The organism is Streptomyces sp. YPW6, assembly GCF_018866325.1.
Taxonomy (GTDB): Bacteria; Actinomycetota; Actinomycetes; order Streptomycetales; family Streptomycetaceae; genus Streptomyces.
Genome location: NZ_CP076457.1, coordinates 6182569 through 6198745 on the forward strand (window position 1 = coordinate 6182569; position 16177 = coordinate 6198745).

Annotated in this window: 14 protein-coding genes and 1 pseudogene; 10 read left to right on the top strand and 5 right to left on the bottom strand. The window is 73.8% G+C overall.

From position 1 onward, the window contains the following. Positions 1 to 22 precede the first annotated feature (22 nt). Together KME66_RS27070 and KME66_RS27075 are read left to right on the top strand one after the other, a co-directional pair. A complete protein-coding gene (locus KME66_RS27070) occupies positions 23 to 160 on the top strand; it encodes an SPW_0924 family protein (RefSeq protein WP_216326956.1) in 138 nt (45 codons plus the stop codon). Between the two features lie 27 nt (positions 161 to 187). Further along, a complete protein-coding gene (locus KME66_RS27075; RefSeq protein WP_216326968.1) occupies positions 188 to 1153 on the top strand; it encodes a DUF3068 domain-containing protein in 966 nt (321 codons plus the stop codon). Here KME66_RS27075 and KME66_RS27080 read toward each other — a convergent pair. Together KME66_RS27080 and KME66_RS27085 are read right to left on the bottom strand one after the other, a co-directional pair. Then, positions 1140 to 3767: an ATP-dependent RNA helicase gene (locus KME66_RS27080; RefSeq protein ID WP_216326970.1), complete on the bottom strand. Its 2628-nt coding sequence runs from the start codon at positions 3765 to 3767 to the stop codon at positions 1140 to 1142. The genes KME66_RS27075 and KME66_RS27080 overlap by 14 nt on opposite strands. 37 nt (positions 3768 to 3804) lie before the next feature. Further along, positions 3805 to 4644 (bottom strand): class I SAM-dependent methyltransferase, encoded by an 840-nt coding sequence (locus KME66_RS27085; RefSeq protein ID WP_216326972.1) that lies wholly within the window; start codon positions 4642 to 4644, stop codon positions 3805 to 3807. 406 nt (positions 4645 to 5050) lie between these two features. Between KME66_RS27085 and rpsA the strand changes: the two genes are divergently transcribed. Beyond that, positions 5051 to 6568 carry a 30S ribosomal protein S1 gene (rpsA, locus tag KME66_RS27090; RefSeq protein WP_073217562.1) on the top strand — a complete coding sequence of 506 codons (1518 nt, stop codon included), beginning with the start codon at positions 5051 to 5053 and terminating at the stop codon, positions 6566 to 6568. A gap of 98 nt (positions 6569 to 6666) precedes the next feature. Here the strand turns inward: rpsA and KME66_RS27095 are convergent, their stop codons facing one another. Continuing rightward, positions 6667 to 7626 carry a right-handed parallel beta-helix repeat-containing protein gene (locus tag KME66_RS27095; protein WP_216326974.1) on the bottom strand — a complete coding sequence of 320 codons (960 nt, stop codon included), beginning with the start codon at positions 7624 to 7626 and terminating at the stop codon, positions 6667 to 6669. Positions 7627 to 7898: 272 nt separating this feature from the next. Between KME66_RS27095 and KME66_RS27100 the strand changes: the two genes are divergently transcribed. From KME66_RS27100 to KME66_RS27110, 3 genes are all read left to right on the top strand, one after another. Beyond that, positions 7899 to 8837 carry a PAC2 family protein gene (locus KME66_RS27100; protein ID WP_216326976.1) on the top strand — a complete coding sequence of 313 codons (939 nt, stop codon included), beginning with the start codon at positions 7899 to 7901 and terminating at the stop codon, positions 8835 to 8837. Between the two features lie 31 nt (positions 8838 to 8868). Next, positions 8869 to 9471 (top strand): dephospho-CoA kinase, encoded by a 603-nt coding sequence (gene coaE / locus KME66_RS27105; RefSeq protein ID WP_073217555.1) that lies wholly within the window; start codon positions 8869 to 8871, stop codon positions 9469 to 9471. A gap of 96 nt (positions 9472 to 9567) precedes the next feature. After that, positions 9568 to 9936, top strand: coding sequence for a tetratricopeptide repeat protein (locus tag KME66_RS27110; RefSeq protein WP_073217552.1), 369 nt, complete (start codon positions 9568 to 9570; stop codon positions 9934 to 9936). Between the two features lie 9 nt (positions 9937 to 9945). On the opposite strand, the gene KME66_RS27115 is transcribed toward KME66_RS27110, so the two are convergent. Further along, positions 9946 to 10305: a DUF6343 family protein gene (locus KME66_RS27115; RefSeq protein ID WP_216326979.1), complete on the bottom strand. Its 360-nt coding sequence runs from the start codon at positions 10303 to 10305 to the stop codon at positions 9946 to 9948. Positions 10306 to 10391: 86 nt separating this feature from the next. Here KME66_RS27115 and KME66_RS27120 point away from each other — a divergent pair. Beyond that, a pseudogene (locus KME66_RS27120) lies at positions 10392 to 10762 on the top strand (SAM-dependent methyltransferase); the annotation flags it as partial. Positions 10763 to 10880: 118 nt separating this feature from the next. On the opposite strand, the gene KME66_RS27125 reads toward KME66_RS27120, so the two are convergent. Continuing rightward, the gene (locus tag KME66_RS27125; protein ID WP_216326982.1) at positions 10881 to 11237 is read right to left on the bottom strand and encodes a hypothetical protein; all 357 of its coding nucleotides are present in this window, start codon (positions 11235 to 11237) and stop codon (positions 10881 to 10883) included. A 61-nt stretch (positions 11238 to 11298) separates the two neighbouring features. Here KME66_RS27125 and KME66_RS27130 point away from each other — a divergent pair, with 61 nt between their 5' ends. The 3 genes from KME66_RS27130 (at position 11299) to KME66_RS27140 (ending at position 16053) form a co-directional block, all read left to right on the top strand. After that, positions 11299 to 11481 (top strand): hypothetical protein, encoded by a 183-nt coding sequence (locus KME66_RS27130; RefSeq protein ID WP_216326985.1) that lies wholly within the window; start codon positions 11299 to 11301, stop codon positions 11479 to 11481. 160 nt (positions 11482 to 11641) lie between these two features. After that, complete coding sequence (locus KME66_RS27135) at positions 11642 to 14701, top strand: DEAD/DEAH box helicase (protein WP_216326987.1); 3060 nt, start codon at positions 11642 to 11644, stop codon at positions 14699 to 14701. Beyond that, positions 14698 to 16053 carry an SWIM zinc finger family protein gene (locus tag KME66_RS27140; protein WP_216326990.1) on the top strand — a complete coding sequence of 452 codons (1356 nt, stop codon included), beginning with the start codon at positions 14698 to 14700 and terminating at the stop codon, positions 16051 to 16053. The genes KME66_RS27135 and KME66_RS27140 overlap by 4 nt, the downstream gene beginning before the upstream one ends. The last annotated feature ends 124 nt before the right edge of the window (positions 16054 to 16177 follow it).

The window sequence follows — 16177 nt, forward strand, 5'->3', positions numbered from 1 at the left end:
CCACCGCCCCGGGAGGCCGAGCATGCGTGCCCTCGCCGCCGCCGCCATCGGACTGGCCGCCGCCCTCGCGCTCGTGTTCACCGTCTCCGCCATCGGCTCCCCGGCCGGGGAGACCTCCCCGAAACCCCTGCTGACCACCGTCCCGGGACCGAAGAGATAGCCGCCGCAGAGGGAAGAGGTCACCGCCATGCGCCGCCGAGCCGGTCTCGTACTCCTGGCCTTCGCCGTGTTCTTCGCCGCCCTGTCCCCGTTGCTGCGCTGGTACGCCTTCCCGCGCCTGGCCAAGGTCCCGCCGGGCCAGTACCAGGAAGTCGTCCTGGAAGCGAAGCCCGCGACCCTCCTCGACTACACCACCCTCCGGGCGAAGGAGGTCGACAAGGTCACCATCGTGCAGACGCTCAAGGGCAACGTGGAGGAGTCCGAGAAGATCGAACGCAGCGCCGGACGCGACGTCGTCGTCTGGGACGCTCTCTCCTACATCCAGGGGCCCGACGGCAGGACCGTCTCCGCCATCCCCGAGCGCTACATCTTCGACGCCCACACCCAGGCCCCCGTCAACGCCACCGGTGAGATGGTCGACGGCGACCCGGTCCGCCGCGAGGGCATCGAGTTCAAGTGGCCCTTCCTCACCGAGAAACGGGACTACGCGTACTTCGACGCCCAGACCCGCACCACCGCCCCCATCCACTACAAGGGCACCCGCACCTTCCGCGGCCTGGAGGTCTACTACTTCGAGCAGACCATCCCGTGGACCGAGGTCCCGATGCCGAAGAAGATGCCCATCGAGGGCGTCACCGCCGAGCAGATCGCGCAGACCGGCATGACCCGCTGGTACACCACCCGGCGCATGTTCTGGGTCGACCCCGTCACCGGAGCTCCCGTCAACGGCGAGGAGATCCACCGCGAAGAGCTGCGCGACGCCAAGAAGATGGGCATGCCCGAGGACACCGTCACCGCGTTCGCCGGCCATGTGAAGATGCGCGAGGACTACATCGCCGACACCGTCGACCTGGTCAAGTCCCAGCGCGTCCTGGTCCTCCTGCTCACCTCGTACCTGCCCCGGGGCTTCCTGGTGCTCGGCGCCGGGCTGCTCGCCCTCGCGCTCTGGCTGGAGGCCCGCTCCCGTCGGCCGAGGAGCGCTACGAACGCCTGAGCCGGGCCGAGGTGTACCGCGTCGCCGGTACGGTCGCGGGGTCCTGCGGCCACGGATGCTTCGGGTAGCGGCCGCGCAGCTCCGCCCGCACCGCCGAGTAGCCCTCCCGCCAGAACGACGCCAGGTCCGCCGTGACGGCCGCCGGGCGCCCGGCGGGGGAGAGCAGGTGCACCAGGACCGGCACCCCGGCCACCCGGGGCGTCTCGGACAGCCCGAACAACTCCTGGAGCTTCACCGCCAGTACGGGCTGGTCCCCGCCGTACTCCACCCGGATCCGGGAGCCGCTCGGCACCTCGATCCGCTCCGGCGCCAGCTCGTCCAGCCGGGCCGCCTCACCGGTCGCCCAGGGAAGCAGCCGCCGCAGGGCCTGACCCGCGTCGATCCGGCCCAGATCGGACCGGCGCCGGGCCCGCGACAGCTCGGGCTCCAGCCACGCGTCCGGATCCGCCAGCAGCGCCCCGTCCGACACGTCCGGCCACGGCGCCCCCAGCACCCGGTGCAGGAACGCCAGGCGCGACCGCAGCTGCTCGGTCTCCCGGTTCCAGCGCAGCAGCCCGAGCCCTTCGCGCCGCAACCCCTCCACCACAGCCCCGCGCACCAGCTCCGGGTCGGGCTGCTTCAGCGGCCGCACCGCCAGCTCCACCGCCCCCAGCCGGTCCACGGACCGGGCGGCCACCTCTCCGTCGACCCAGCGGACCTCCTCGCCCCGCACCCGCAGCTGTCCGGCGGCGAGCAGCGCGGTGTCCTCGTCGAGCACCGCCGCCAGCCGCACCCGCGCGGAGGCCGCGTGGGAGGGCCGGTCCGCGACCGCGACGGCCAGCCAGGGCGAGCGGCGCAGCGGAGACCCCTCCCGCAGCTCCGCGCCCGTGCCCGACACCATCAGGAACGCCCCGTCGCCCCGGATCCGCGCCACCCGCTCGGGAAACGCCAGGGCGGCGACCAGCCCGACGACGGCGTCATCGGAGCGACTCTCGCCGGAGCCGGAGCTGTGCAGCGACTCGGTCGCGGAGCCCGTGGCGGCCCCGGCCCCCGACGATCTGCCGGTGCCGGTGCCCGTCTCAGTACCGGGGCCGGTGCCAGTACGGGGTCCAGGGCCCGTGCCCGTGCTCCCGCCCTCCACCTGGGCCGACAGCCGCCGCACCTCCTGCTTCCAGCGCGCCGCGTAGGCGTCCTGGCCCCGGCGGGCCGTCCGCAGCGCCGCCGCCAGGTCGTCCCCGTACTCCCGGGGCGGCTCCTCGCTCAGCAGCGCCACCACCTCCGCCGCCCGCCGCGCCCCGGCCTCCCGCGCGCCGTCCAGCAGGGCCCGCGCCAGCCGGGGATGCAGCCCCAGCCGGGACATCCGTACGCCCCGGTCGGTGGCCCGGCCGTCCGCGTCCACCGCGCCGACCGCCTCCAGCACCTGCCGGGCCGCGCCCATCGCCCCGGCCGGCGGCGGGTCCAGCAGGGCGAGCGAGGAGGCGTCCGGATCACCCCAGCACGCCGCCTGGAGCGCGAACGCCGCGAGGTCGGCCACCTTGATCTCCGGGGCCGGGAAGCGCGCGAGCCGCCCGTCCTCGGCCTGGTCCCAGCACCGGTACACCGTCCCCGGAGCCTCCCGCCCCGCCCGCCCGGCGCGCTGCCGTCCGGCCGCCCGGGAGGCCCGGACGGTCGTCAGGGCGCTCAGCCCGCGGGCATGGTCGGTGCGTGGCTCCCGGGCGAGCCCCGAGTCCACGACGACCCGGACGCCCGGGACCGTCAGCGACGATTCCGCCACCGAGGTCGCCAGCACCACCCGCCGCCCCTCGGCGGACCCGGCCAGCACCGCGTCCTGCACGGCGGCCGGAGCCCGCCCGTGCACCTGGAGCACCTCCGCGTCCACCCCGGTGAGCTGCCCGGCCACCCGGCCGATCTCCCCGACGCCGGGCAGGAAGCAGAGCACGTCCCCCTCCCGCTCCGCCAGCGCCCGCCGCACGGTCGCCGCCACATGCGTCAGCAGCGCCGGATCGACCCTCATCCCGTGCGGAGGCTTCACCGGCCGCGCGGGCGGCGCCCAGAGGACCTCCACCGGGTACGAGACGCCCTCGGCCTCGATCACCGGAGCGTCGCCCAGCAGCCACGCCCAGCCCTCCGCGTCCGTGGTCGCGGACGCGGCCACCAGCCGCAGATCCGGCCGGAGGGTCTCCCGTACGTCCAGGAGGAAGGCGGCCACCGTGTCCGCGTCCAGATGGCGTTCGTGGCATTCGTCGATGATCACCACATCGACCCCGGGCAGCTCCTGGTCGCGCTGGAGCCGCTGGAGCAGCACCCCCGTGGTCACGACCTCCACCACCGTCTCCCGCCCCACCACGCGCTCGCCGCGCACCGTGAAGCCCACCCGCCGGCCCGGCCGCTCGCCCAGCAGCCAGGCCATCCGCCGCGCCGCCGCCCGCGCGGCGATCCGGCGCGGCTCGGCGACCAGGACCCGGCGCACCGGCCGCTCCCCGGTCAGCCCGGCCAGCACCAGCGGGACGAGCGTCGTCTTGCCGGTGCCGGGCGGGGCGCACAGGACGGCGACGCCCCGGTCGTCGAGCGCGCGCCGGAGGGCCGGCACGGCGGTGCGGACGGGCAGGCGGTCCAGGGCTTCGGTACGGATCACGCCCCCAGTGTCGTACGGGCGGCCGCGGCCGGAGCGGTCAGTCCCGCTCGCAGACGAAGATCGCCGTGCCCGGGATCAGGTTGCCGCGCAGCGGGGACCAGCCGCCCCACTCCTGGTTGTTCCAGGCGGGCCATTCCGGTTCGACCAGATCGACCAGCCGGAAACCGCCAGCCACCACGTCCCGGACCCGGTCGCCGAGCGTTCGGTGGTGTTCCACATAGACGGCGTTGCCGGCCTCGTCCTGCTCGACGTAGGGGACGCGGTCGAAGTAGGAGGCGGCGACGGAGAGCCCCTCGGGTCCGGGCTCGTCCGGGAACGCCCAGCGGACCGGGTGCGTCACGGAGAACACCCAGCGCCCGCCGGGCCGCAGCACCCGGTGGACCTCGCGGAAGACCCGTACGGGATCGGCGACGAACGGCACCGCCCCGTACGCGGAGCAGGCCAGGTCGAAGGAGGCGTCCCGGAAGGGCAGCAGGCCCGCGTCCGCCTCCACGAGGGGGATCCCCTCGCCGATGCGCAGGGCGTGCTGGAGCTGGCGGTGGGAGAGGTCCAGCGCCACCGGGCGCGCGCCCCGGGCGGCCAGCCAGCGCGAGCACTGGGCGGCCCCGGCCCCGACCTCCAGGACGTCCAGGCCCTGGAGAGCGGCGGCGGGCCCCAGCAGGGCGGCGTCCGCCTCGTCCAGCCCTTCGGGGCCCCAGACGAAGCGGTCGTCGCCCAGGAAGCCGCCGTGGTCGCTCTGGTACGCGTCGGCGTTGCGGTCCCACCAGCCGCGGCTGGCCCGGCTGCTCTCGGCCTCGTCCGCCGCCCGGCGCGTGGCTTCCGGCTCCGGGGACTCGGCGGGTTCCGGGGAGAAGGCCCCGTGGATCTCTTGGCTCATCGTGCCCGTCGTTGTAGTTTGCCTTCACCCGCCGCGTGCGGTCCGGACCCCGGGGTACCCGGGAGTGCGGAGGTGCGCCCGCGGCGCCGTGCCGTAGTGTTCTCGGGCCGATGTGGCCTCGGACAACACGAGTTGCGCCGGGTTTGGGGCGATGCGCCCCGGGTGTGCGTCTTCGCGCATTGACCCTGTCCGGCTGCCCCCGTATGCTACAAGTTGCGCTGCGAGCCTGCGCGCCTCAGACCTAGCAGGCCGCGCTCGCGTCTGTTGCATGTCCCCTCGGTTGTCGAGGCGCCTCTCCGGAAACGGATTGCGCGCTTTCCAGGCTGTCCGGCTTCTGCAGAGGCGATACGGGCTTTCGGCGTAGCAGTACCTACGACTCTCTGTCCGTACCGGAGCCCTTTCCCACATGACGAGCAGCACCGAGACCACCGCCACCACTCCGCAGGTTGCGGTCAACGACATCGGCGACGCGGACGCGTTCCTCGCGGCGATCGACGAGACGATCAAGTACTTCAACGACGGCGACATCGTTGACGGTGTCATCGTCAAGGTTGACCGGGACGAGGTTCTCCTCGACATCGGTTACAAGACCGAAGGTGTCATCCCGAGCCGCGAGCTCTCGATCAAGCACGACGTCGACCCGAACGAGGTCGTCAAGGTCGGCGACGAGATCGAGGCCCTGGTTCTCCAGAAGGAGGACAAGGAAGGCCGCCTGATCCTCTCGAAGAAGCGCGCTCAGTACGAGCGTGCCTGGGGCACCATCGAGAAGATCAAGGAAGAGGACGGCATCGTCACCGGTACCGTCATCGAGGTCGTCAAGGGTGGTCTCATCCTCGACATCGGCCTCCGCGGCTTCCTCCCGGCGTCGCTCGTCGAGATGCGTCGTGTCCGCGACCTCCAGCCCTACGTGGGCAAGGAGCTCGAGGCGAAGATCATCGAGCTGGACAAGAACCGCAACAACGTGGTCCTGTCCCGCCGTGCCTGGCTCGAGCAGACCCAGTCCGAGGTTCGCCAGACGTTCCTCACCACCCTGCAGAAGGGTCAGGTCCGCTCCGGCGTCGTCTCCTCGATCGTCAACTTCGGTGCCTTCGTGGACCTGGGTGGCGTCGACGGTCTCGTGCACGTCTCCGAGCTGTCCTGGAAGCACATCGACCACCCCTCCGAGGTTGTCGAGGTCGGCCAGGAAGTCACCGTCGAGGTCCTCGACGTCGACATGGACCGCGAGCGCGTCTCCCTGTCGCTCAAGGCGACGCAGGAAGACCCGTGGCAGCAGTTCGCCCGTACGCACCAGATCGGTCAGGTCGTCCCGGGTAAGGTCACCAAGCTCGTTCCGTTCGGTGCGTTCGTCCGCGTCGACGAGGGCATCGAGGGTCTGGTCCACATCTCCGAGCTGGCCGAGCGCCACGTGGAGATCCCGGAGCAGGTCGTCCAGGTCAACGACGAGATCTTCGTCAAGGTCATCGACATCGACCTCGAGCGCCGTCGCATCAGCCTCTCGCTGAAGCAGGCCAACGAGTCCTTCGGCGGCGACCCGGCCTCGGTCGAGTTCGACCCGACGCTGTACGGCATGGCCGCGTCGTACGACGACCAGGGCAACTACATCTACCCCGAGGGCTTCGACCCCGAGACCAACGACTGGCTCGAGGGCTTCGAGGCGCAGCGCGAGATCTGGGAGACCCAGTACGCCGAGGCGCAGCAGCGCTTCGAGCAGCACCAGGCCCAGGTCATCAAGTCCCGCGAGGCCGACGAGGCCGCTGCGGCCGAGGGTGCTGCGGCCCCGGCCGGCGCTGCTCCGGCCGCCTCCGGCGGCAGCGGTGGCGGCGGCGGTTCGTACTCCTCGGAGTCGGCGGACAACTCCGGCGCCCTGGCGTCGGACGAGGCCCTGGCCGCGCTGCGCGAGAAGCTCGCGGGCGGCCAGAGCTGACGCTCTGACCCCGGCGGCTGATCGGTCGCGGTAGCTGCGGAGCATGGAGTGAGGCCCGTTCCCTTCGGGGGGCGGGCCTCACTCGCGTGGTCGGTCCGTCACGGTGTGACGGCGATGTTGGTCAGTCCCCTGCCGCCGGTGACGGTGTTGCTCGCGTGGACCGTGGTGCGGCAACTGGAGCTCTGGTTCGTCACGTTGATGGCGAGCCGCCGGTCGCCGGTGGCGCCGGTCAGGTCCGAGGAGTTGTTCCGGAAGACGGTGCCGCACCCCCAGCCGCTCTGCTGGGTGTGCGTCTCGTAGCCGTTGTTGGTGGTGCGCGACCCCCTGTTGCCCTCGACCAGGACGTCGTTGCCCTTCACATCGACCCATGAGTCGTCGTAGTTGGCGCCGGTCAGCCCCCGGCCGTCGAAGGTGTTGCCGATGATCCGCGCGCCGGTCGTGCCCTCCTTGATGTCGACGGACTCGCCGCCGACGTCCGGCCCGATGGTGTTGTTCAGGATCTGCGCGTTGTCGCTCCGGTCGGACAGGTCGCCGGCGGAACCGACGTACACACCCTCGCCCATGCCGCGCCCGTTCTGCCCGGTGTCGTGGATCCGGGAGTTCTTCAGGACGCCGTTCCTGCTGGACCTGCGGAAGTGGACTCCTTCCATGTCGAGGTCGTGCACGGTCACCCCGTCGATCACGACACCGTTCGCCGCGTCGGTCACGATGCCCTTCTGCCCGCCCCTGACCGTGACCCCGTGGACCGTCCAGTACGAGGCGCCGTTGAGGTGCAGCCCGTAGCCTCCGCCCGCGGTGAGCACCGCCCCGCTGGAACCGGTCAGGGTGATCCGCGCCCCGGAGGTGCCGGGGCGGGTGGCCTTGAAGTTACCGGTGTACGTGCCGTCGGCGAGCCGGATCGTGTCGCCGGGGGAGACGGTGGTGAGCGCCGACTTGAGCTGGGCCGCGGTGCTCACGTCGATGACCGCGGCGTGCGCGGGTGCGGCGCCGGCCAGGGTGAGGCCACCGGCGGCCAGGGCGGCGGCGAGCAGAACGGTGAGGGGGGATCGGGTGCGCATGGGGGTGCCTTCCCGTGGGAGGAGTCCAGATGTTCCCGTACATGAATGAGGGGCGTGTCTCTGAACGTGCTGCCCAGTGACGGTAGGGACGGTGACAGGGTGCGTCAAGGTCTGGACCAATATCGGCGGGTGGTGGCGCACCCGGTGAAAGGTCCCTGCGGCGGCGGCAACTGACGTGCTGTGCCCTGTCCCGGAGGGGAAGGATCAGAGGTGGGGAATGCGTGCGCCGCCGGCCGTGTTCTTGCCTAGGAACACGAGGAGGAGCGGTAACCGTGCCTGATCCGCAGAGTTTGTACGAATGGGAGCCGAAGGGCCTGGCCGTCGTCGACATGGCGTTGGCGCAGGAGTCGGCCGGCCTGGTCATGCTCTACCACTTCGACGGCTACATCGACGCGGGCGAGACCGGCGAGCAGATCGTCGAGGGCCTGCTGGAGACGCTGCCGCACCAGGTCGTCGCGCGTTTCGACCACGACCGGCTCGTCGACTACCGCGCACGGCGCCCCCTGCTCACCTTCCGGCGCGACCGCTGGGCGTCCTTCGAGGCGCCCTCCCTGGAGGTCCGGGTGGTCCAGGACGCGACCGGCGCGCCCTTCCTGCTGCTGTCGGGCCCGGAGCCGGACGTGGAGTGGGAGCGGTTCGCGGCCGCCGTCGAGCAGATCGTCGAGCGCCTCGGCGTCCGGCTCGCGGTGAACTTCCACGGCATCCCCATGGGCGTCCCGCACACCCGCCCCGTCGGCATCACCCCGCACGGCAACCGCACCGACCTGATGCCCGGCCACCGCAGCCCCTTCGACGAGGCCCAGGTGCCGGGATCCGCCGAGGCCCTCGTGGAGTACCGGCTGATGGAGGCCGGCCACGACGTCCTCGGGGTCGCCACCCACGTACCGCACTACGTGGCCCGCTCCGCCTACCCGGACGCGGCGCTCACCGCGCTGGAGGCGATCACCGCCGCCACCGGTCTGGTGCTGCCCGCTCTCGCGCACTCCCTGCGCACCGAGGCGCACCGCACGCAGACCGAGATCGACCGGCAGGTCCGGCAGGGCGACGAGGAACTCGTCTCCCTCGTCGAGGGCCTTGAGCACCAGTACGACGCCGTCGCCGGCTCCGAGACGCGTGGCAACCTCGTCGCCGAGCCGGCCGACCTGCCGTCCGCCGACGAGATCGGCCGCGAGTTCGAGCGGTTCCTCGCCGAGCGGGAGGGCGAGGGCTGACCGGCCGGGACCGGCCCGTAGGCTGCGGCCCATGCTGAAAGTGGGCCTGACCGGCGGCATCGGCGCCGGCAAGAGCGAAGTGTCGCGGCTGCTCGTCTCGTACGGTGCCGTCCTCATCGACTCCGACCTGATCTCCCGCGAGGTCGTCGAGCCCGGAACGCCCGGACTCGCGGCCGTCGTCGAGGAGTTCGGGCCGGCCGTCCTGACCGCGGAGGGCGCCCTGGACCGTCCGGCGCTCGGCGCGCTCGTCTTCGCCGACGACGGGCGCCGGGCCGCCCTCAACGCGATCGTCCACCCCCTGGTGGGCGCCCGCGCCGCCGAGCTGGAACGGGCGGCTCCCGAGGACGCCGTCGTCGTCCACGACGTCCCCCTCCTCACCGAGAACAAGCTGGCTCCCCTCTACGACCTGGTCGTGGTCGTCGACGCCTCCGCCGAGACCCGGCTCGACCGGCTCGTGACGCTGCGCGGCATGACGGAGGCCGACGCCCGTGCCAGGATGGCCGCCCAGGCGACCCGCGAGGAGCGCCGGGCCGTCGCCGACCTGATCGTGGACAACGACGGACCGCGCGAGGCGCTGGACGCCCGGGTCCGCGAGGTCTGGGACGAGCTGGTCCGCAGAGCCGCCGCCCGCTGAGCGCGGCCCGGCGGGACCGCTCCTGCCGGAACAACGCGACCGGGCCGGATGTTCCACCCGTGCGACGAGAGCGCCAGGAGAGGAAGGGACACGACCGTGCCCGAAAGGAACCCGGAGACCGACGTCATCGACTTCCGTGCGGCCGAGCGACTGCTCGACGCCCGGGACCCCCGGGGCGCCGTCAAGCTCCTCGACTCGGTGATCGCCGCGCACCCGGAGAACACCGCGGCCCGGCTGCTGAGGGCCCGCGCCTTCTTCGCCGCCGCCCAACTGCGCCCTGCCGAGCTGGAATTCGAGCTGGTGCTGGAGCGCGAGCCGGACAACGCGTTCGCCCACTTCGCTCTGGCCCGCACCTTCGAACGGTCCGGCAACCCGGAACGGGCGACCCGGCACTTCCGCCTGGCCGCGGCGCTGGACCCGAAGCCGGAGTACCTGCGGGCGGCGAGGTTCGAGGAGCGGGACTGAGGAGGCGTATCAGGGGCGCCGGGAGGGCGGATCGGTTCGTCCGCCGCCCGGCCGTCCGCCGTCGGCAAGCCGCCCGCGCGTCCGGCCCTCGCCGCGGTCCGGCTCGTACGGCGGGACGTCCCGCCCCGGCTGGTAGCGCGGGCCCTGGCGCATGCGGTACGTGATCACGCCGAGATCCACCACGGCGAGGACCAGCACCACCGCGCAGGCCGCCGCCCAGCCCGGCCGCCCGTTCATCGCGAAGGCCACCAGGCCGAAAAGCGCCCAGGCCGTTCCCCACAGGCTCAGCCAGAGCCGCATCCGCAGGGGACTGCGGGCGGTCACGGGTTCACTGCCCGTACGCATGGCGATCACCTCACCCTCCAGCATGGACCCACCCGGCGCCGGAACGGAAAGGCGCCGGAAGAGAGGGCGGCGGAAGGGGCGGCGGCGGTGCGGGAACCGCACCCGTGGACGGCTCGTTCCTGCTCCTCGCGGGCGAGCACCGGGTGCGCGACGGGGTGCTGCGCGCCTGCCGCGCCCAGGTGCGGGACGACGGGATCGTCCTCGTCCCGCGCGAGGGCGCGGCGCACCGCTCGGGGCTTCCGTGGGAGCGGACCGACCCCTCCGGCTGCCTGGTCCGGATCGTCTCGGTGCTTGCGGTGGGCGACGGTGCGCGCTCGGTACGCGCCGGGTGTCACGTCGACGACGCGCGGTGGACGCGGACCTTCCTGTCGGGGAGCTGTCCGACGAGGACCTGACCGGACACCTCGCGGCGGCCGGTCTCCCGGTGGACCGCACCCTGACCGACGACGGCACCTGGCTGACGGCCCGCCCGGCGCCCTGACCCGGACCGGCCCTGCCCCGCTCGACGCGCCGGCGGGACCGGACCGACCCTGCCCTGCTCGACGCGCCGGCGGGACCGACCGGGGCCGGGCCCTGCTCGACGCGTCGGCGTCCGCCGGTCAGTGCACGAAGCTGTAGCTGCGCCACGGGCCGCTGCCCGGCGCCGTCACATCGCTGAACCGGGTCGGCACATAGGTCGTCCCCGCACCCGTGCAGTCACGGGTGCGGTAGAGGATCACGTCGACCAGCGTCCCGTTCTCCACCTCGTGGGCCCCCGCCGGGGCGATCCGGTGGCAGCCGCGTACCGACGGGCTGTTCACCTGGATCACCGCTTCGCGCTCCGTCGTGTAGGTCACCGGGCCCACCGCGGTGCGGCCCAGCCCGGAACAGCCCGTGGCGGCGAGGGCGAGCAGCGTGACTCCGGCGGCGAGTCCGAGACGGTGTCGGCGGCGGGGAACGGTAGCGGTCACGGACATGGGCGGGTCCTCGTCTGCTCGTCCGGTGCTCGTCCGGCGAAGTCGGAACGTCGGAAAAGACGTGCTGGCGCTGGCCACCCTGCCCGGCCCGGCGGCCGGCGGCATCCCGGACGCGGCCGACCGGGCGAGCCGCCGCATGACGGGGGACACCCACCGCAGCCCTCCGGCCCTCACCGAGCGTGGCGGGCCGCTCGCGGAGCCGGGGCGCACAGGACGTGCTCCTGGCCGGGCGAGCCGCCGCTGACCTGGAGCGATGCGCCGGGCATCCGCGGTGTCAGACCTCCCGCCTAGACTCGCTGAGTCAGTACGTTCCGTGCGGACGGAGAGGACTCCGTGCCGACGGAGACCGGAGCCCCGGCCATCGGGGTCTCGGGCGCCGGAGATCGAGCGGGAGGGGAGTGGGCATGACGGAGCGGACCCGTGAGGACACGGCCCCGGACACCGCTGGCGCGCCCCGGACCGCCGGTGCGCCCCGGACCGCCGACGCGGCCCGCCTGCTGCGCCACCCCGCGGTCTTCCTGCCCGGACCGGTGCCCAGGGAAGGCCGCATCGCCTTCTGGGACCCCCACACCGACGGCGGCCCCCTCCCCGACGGCGGCCCGTGGGAGTCCGGCTGCGCGCCCGAGCGGAGCGGGACCCCCTCGGCGTACGCCGACGCCACCGTGCGCCACGACACCGTCCCGTACACCTCCGTCCGGCTCACGGTCGTCCGGCCGGACGACACCGCGGGGCCCGGAGGTGTCCGCTCCACCGAGGTGCCCGCCGCCCTGCTGTCCGTGGCCGACGCGCTGCCGCTGCTCGTCCGGGCCCGGCAGCAGGCGTCCGCCCACCCCGCCACGCGCTGCTGGGGCGCGGCGGCCCTGCACGCCCTGCACCTCGTGGCGCGCGGCCGGATCCTCCCCGGGCTCACGGCGGACGGCCACGACGCCTGGCGGGCCGGCCCGTCGGACGCCGAGGACGTGGCGCATCTGCGGGCGATCGCCGCCGCCCTGCCCCCCGAGGGGCACGCCGTGCCGGTCCCCGGCTCCGAGCCGCCCGGGCTGCCCGATCCCCAGACGCTGGCCGGTGCGTTCCTGGACGCCGTCGCCGACACGCTGCCGCGCACGCCGGCCGCCGCGTTCGCGATGGGCGCGCCGTTCGCCGCCCGGGAGCCCCAGCATCTGCCCCGGGCCGCCGCCTGGGCCGTCGAGGTGGCTTCCGGCCTGGACGCGGGCGTGCGGGTCTCGCTGCGCCTGGATCTCTCCGCGTACGAGCTGTTCGACACCGCCGACACCTACGCGCTCACCGTCGGCCGCGAGGAGGCGGAGACCGCCGGCGGCCCCGCCCGGCCGCAGAGCGCGGACGACCCGGCGGCCCGCCCCGCCGCCGCGGCGATCGTGCAGGTGCACAGCCTCGCCGACCCGACCCACGTGGTGGACGCGGCGGCCTTGTGGAACGGCGGGGCGGACGAGCCGTTCGGGCCGCGCTCCCAGGTCGACGCGGTGCTGGCGCTGCGCCGTGCCGCCCGTGTCTGGACCCCGCTGGAACGACTCCTGGGTCAGCCCGTCCCCGATGTGCTCACGATCACCGAGGACGAGCTGTACGAGCTGCTGGGCGACGCCGGGGCCCGGCTGGCCGCCGCCGGGGTCGAGGTGCGCTGGCCGCGCGAGCTGGCCCGCTCGCTCACCGCGGCCGCCGTCGTGCGGCCCGCGCCCGGATCGGCCACCGACGGCACGTCCTTCTTCGACGCCGAGCACCTGTTCGCCTTCGACTGGCAGCTGTCCCTGGGCGACGAGCGGCTGACCGAGGCCGAGATGGACCTCCTGGCCGAGGCGCACCGCCCGGTGGTGCGGCTGCGCGACCAGTGGGTGGTCGTCGACCCCGCCCTCGTACGCAAGGCGCGCAAGCGGGAGCTGGGGCTCCTGGATCCGGTGGACGCGCTGGCCGTCGCGCTCACCGGCAGCGCCGAGGTGGACGGCGAGCGGGTGGACGCCGTCCCGGCCGGGGCGCTCGCCGCGCTCCGGACCCGCCTCCTCGCCGACGACACGGCCGTCGTTCCGCCGCCCGGTCTGGACGCGACCCTGCGCGACTACCAACTGCGCGGCCTGGCCTGGCTGGACCGGATGACGTCGCTGGGGCTCGGCGGCTGCCTCGCCGACGACATGGGCCTCGGCAAGACCATCACCCTCATCGCCCTCCATCTGCACCGGGCGCACCCCTCGCCCACCCTCGTCGTCTGCCCCGCCTCCCTCCTCGGCAACTGGCACCGCGAGATCAACCGCTTCGCTCCCGGCGTGCCCGTGCGCCGCTTCCACGGCTCGGACCGGAGCCTGAGCGACCCGGACGGCGGTTTCGTCCTCACCACCTACGGCACGATGCGCTCCAGCGCAGCCCAGCTCGCCGGGCAGAGCTGGGGCCTGGTCGTCGCCGACGAGGCCCAGCACGTCAAGAATCCGCACTCCTCCACCGCCAAGGCGCTGCGCACCATCCCGGCCCCCGCCCGGGTCGCCCTCACCGGCACCCCCGTCGAGAACAACCTCTCCGAGCTGTGGGCGCTCCTCGACTGGACGACCCCCGGACTGCTCGGCCCGCTCAAGGCGTTCCGTGCCCGGCACGCCCGGATCGTGGAGAGCACGGACACCGCCGCCGGCCTCGGCAACGACGAGGCGGTCGAGCGGCTGTCCCGGCTGGTGCGCCCCTTCCTCCTGCGCCGCAAGAAGTCCGACCCCGGCATCGCCCCCGAGCTGCCGCCCAAGACGGAGACCGACCACCCCGTCTCCCTCACCCGTGAGCAGGTCACGCTCTACGAGGCTGCGGTCCGCGAGACGATGGCGCAGATCGAGGCGGCCGAGGGCATCGCCCGCCGGGGTCTGATCATGAAGCTGCTGACCTCGCTCAAGCAGATCTGCAACCACCCGGCGCAGTATCTGAAGGAGGGGCCCACCCGGCTCAGCGGCCGCTCCGGCAAGCTCGCCCTCCTCGACGAACTGCTCGACACGATCCTGTCCGAGGACGGCTCGGTCCTCATCTTCACCCAGTACGTGTCGATGGCGCAGCTCCTCTCCGCGCACCTCGCCTCCCGCGCGATTCCCTCCCAGCTCCTGCACGGCGGTACGCCGGTGGCCGAGCGGGAGCGGATGGTGGACCGCTTCCAGTCCGCCGAGGTTCCCGTCTTCCTGCTCTCCCTCAAAGCGGCCGGCACGGGGCTGAATCTCACCCGCGCCGCCCATGTCGTCCACTTCGACCGCTGGTGGAACCCGGCCGTGGAGGAGCAGGCGACCGACCGGGCGTACCGGATCGGCCAGACCCAGCCCGTCCAGGTCCACCGGATCATCGCCGAGGGCACGGTGGAGGACCGGATCGCCGAGCTGCTGGAGTCCAAGCGGGCTCTGGCGGACGCGGTCCTCGGCAGCGGGGAGAGCGCCCTGACCGAGCTGAGCGACCGTGACCTCGCCGACCTCGTGTCCCTGCGGAGGCCCGCATGAGCCCCCGTCCGACCACCGGCCCGGCCGCCCGGAGATCCGCCCCGCGTGCCCGGATCGGCCCGGACGACCTGCGGCGCACCTTCGAGGCGGTGCCCGCCCGTACCTCCGCCGAGGGCGAGCCCTTCGCGGCCAGCTGGTGGGGCCGGGCCTGGGTGGAAGCGCTGGAGTCCCTGTCGATGGACGAGGCCCGCCTCGCCCGCGGCCGGGCGTACGCCGACGACGGTCAGGTCGCCGCGATCACCGTCACTCCGGGCCGCGTCGTCGCCTATGTGCACGGCAGCCGGGCCCGCCCCTACCGCGCCGAACTGCGCCTGCGCACCTTCGCCGACCCGGGCTGGGAGGCTCTGCTCGACGCGGTCGCCGAGCGGCCCGGCCATCTGTCCGCGCTGCTCGCCAAGGAGATGCCGCACTCCCTGGCCCGTACGGCCGAGGAGGCCGGGGTCCGGCTGCTGCCCGCCGCCGACGACCTCGACCCCAGCTGCACCTGCCCCGACCACGGGCGGCCCTGCAAGCATGTCGCCGCTCTCTGCTTCCAGACGGCGCTGCTGCTCGACCGTGACCCGTTCGTTCTGCTGCTGATGCGGGGCCGGGGCGAGCGCGAGCTCCTGGAGGCGCTCGGCCGGCGCAACGCCGAGCACTCCGCCCGCGAGCGGCCCGCCGCCCCGGCCATGCCCTCGGTCGATGCGGGCGAGGCCTTCGCCACCCGCTTCCTGCCGCAGCTCCCGCCGCCCCGGCCCGTTCCGCCGCACCCCGGACAGCCACCGTCGTATCCGGACCTGCCCGGTGCCCGTGACCCGCTGGGCCTGGATCACCTGGCCACCGACGCCGTCGCCCGCGCCCACGCGCTGCTGGTCACCGGCCGCGATCCGCTGGCCGGGCTCTCCGCATGGCAGGACGCCGTCCGTATCGCCGCCGCGCGTCCGACCGCCGGACTCACCGCCTCCACCCGCGCGCTCTACCGCGAGCTGGCGTACGCCACCGGGCGCACCACCACCGACCTGGCCCGTGCCGTCGCCGCCTGGCGCCAGGGCGAGGCCGAGGGCCTGGCCGCCCTGGAGACGCCGTGGGACCCGCCGGCCGGTCCCTTCGACCGGGCCCGGCCCGCGCTCTTCACCGCCGGCTTCCCGCGCTTCACGCCGTGGCGCAACCACCTCACCCACCCGGCCGGTTCGCTCCAGCTCCGCTTCGGCCAGGACCTGCGCTGGTACGGCTACGAGTCCGACCCCGGCGTCGACGACTGGTGGCCGCGCGCCGCCCCGGACCCCGACCCGGTGTCCGCCCTCGAAGCCCTGCTCGCCGGCGACTTCGTCCCGGACACGGCCGGGGACGACGACCCGCACTACGTACGGTGAAAAAGCCCTGGTCAGCGGCGAGTCGCCCCTCTTTCCGGGGAAGCGGCTGACCGGCCTCGACACCTTCGTCCGCAAGCTGCCCGCCCTGGAAGCGGCCGAGGCATGGGCCCAGGGCCCCCACCCG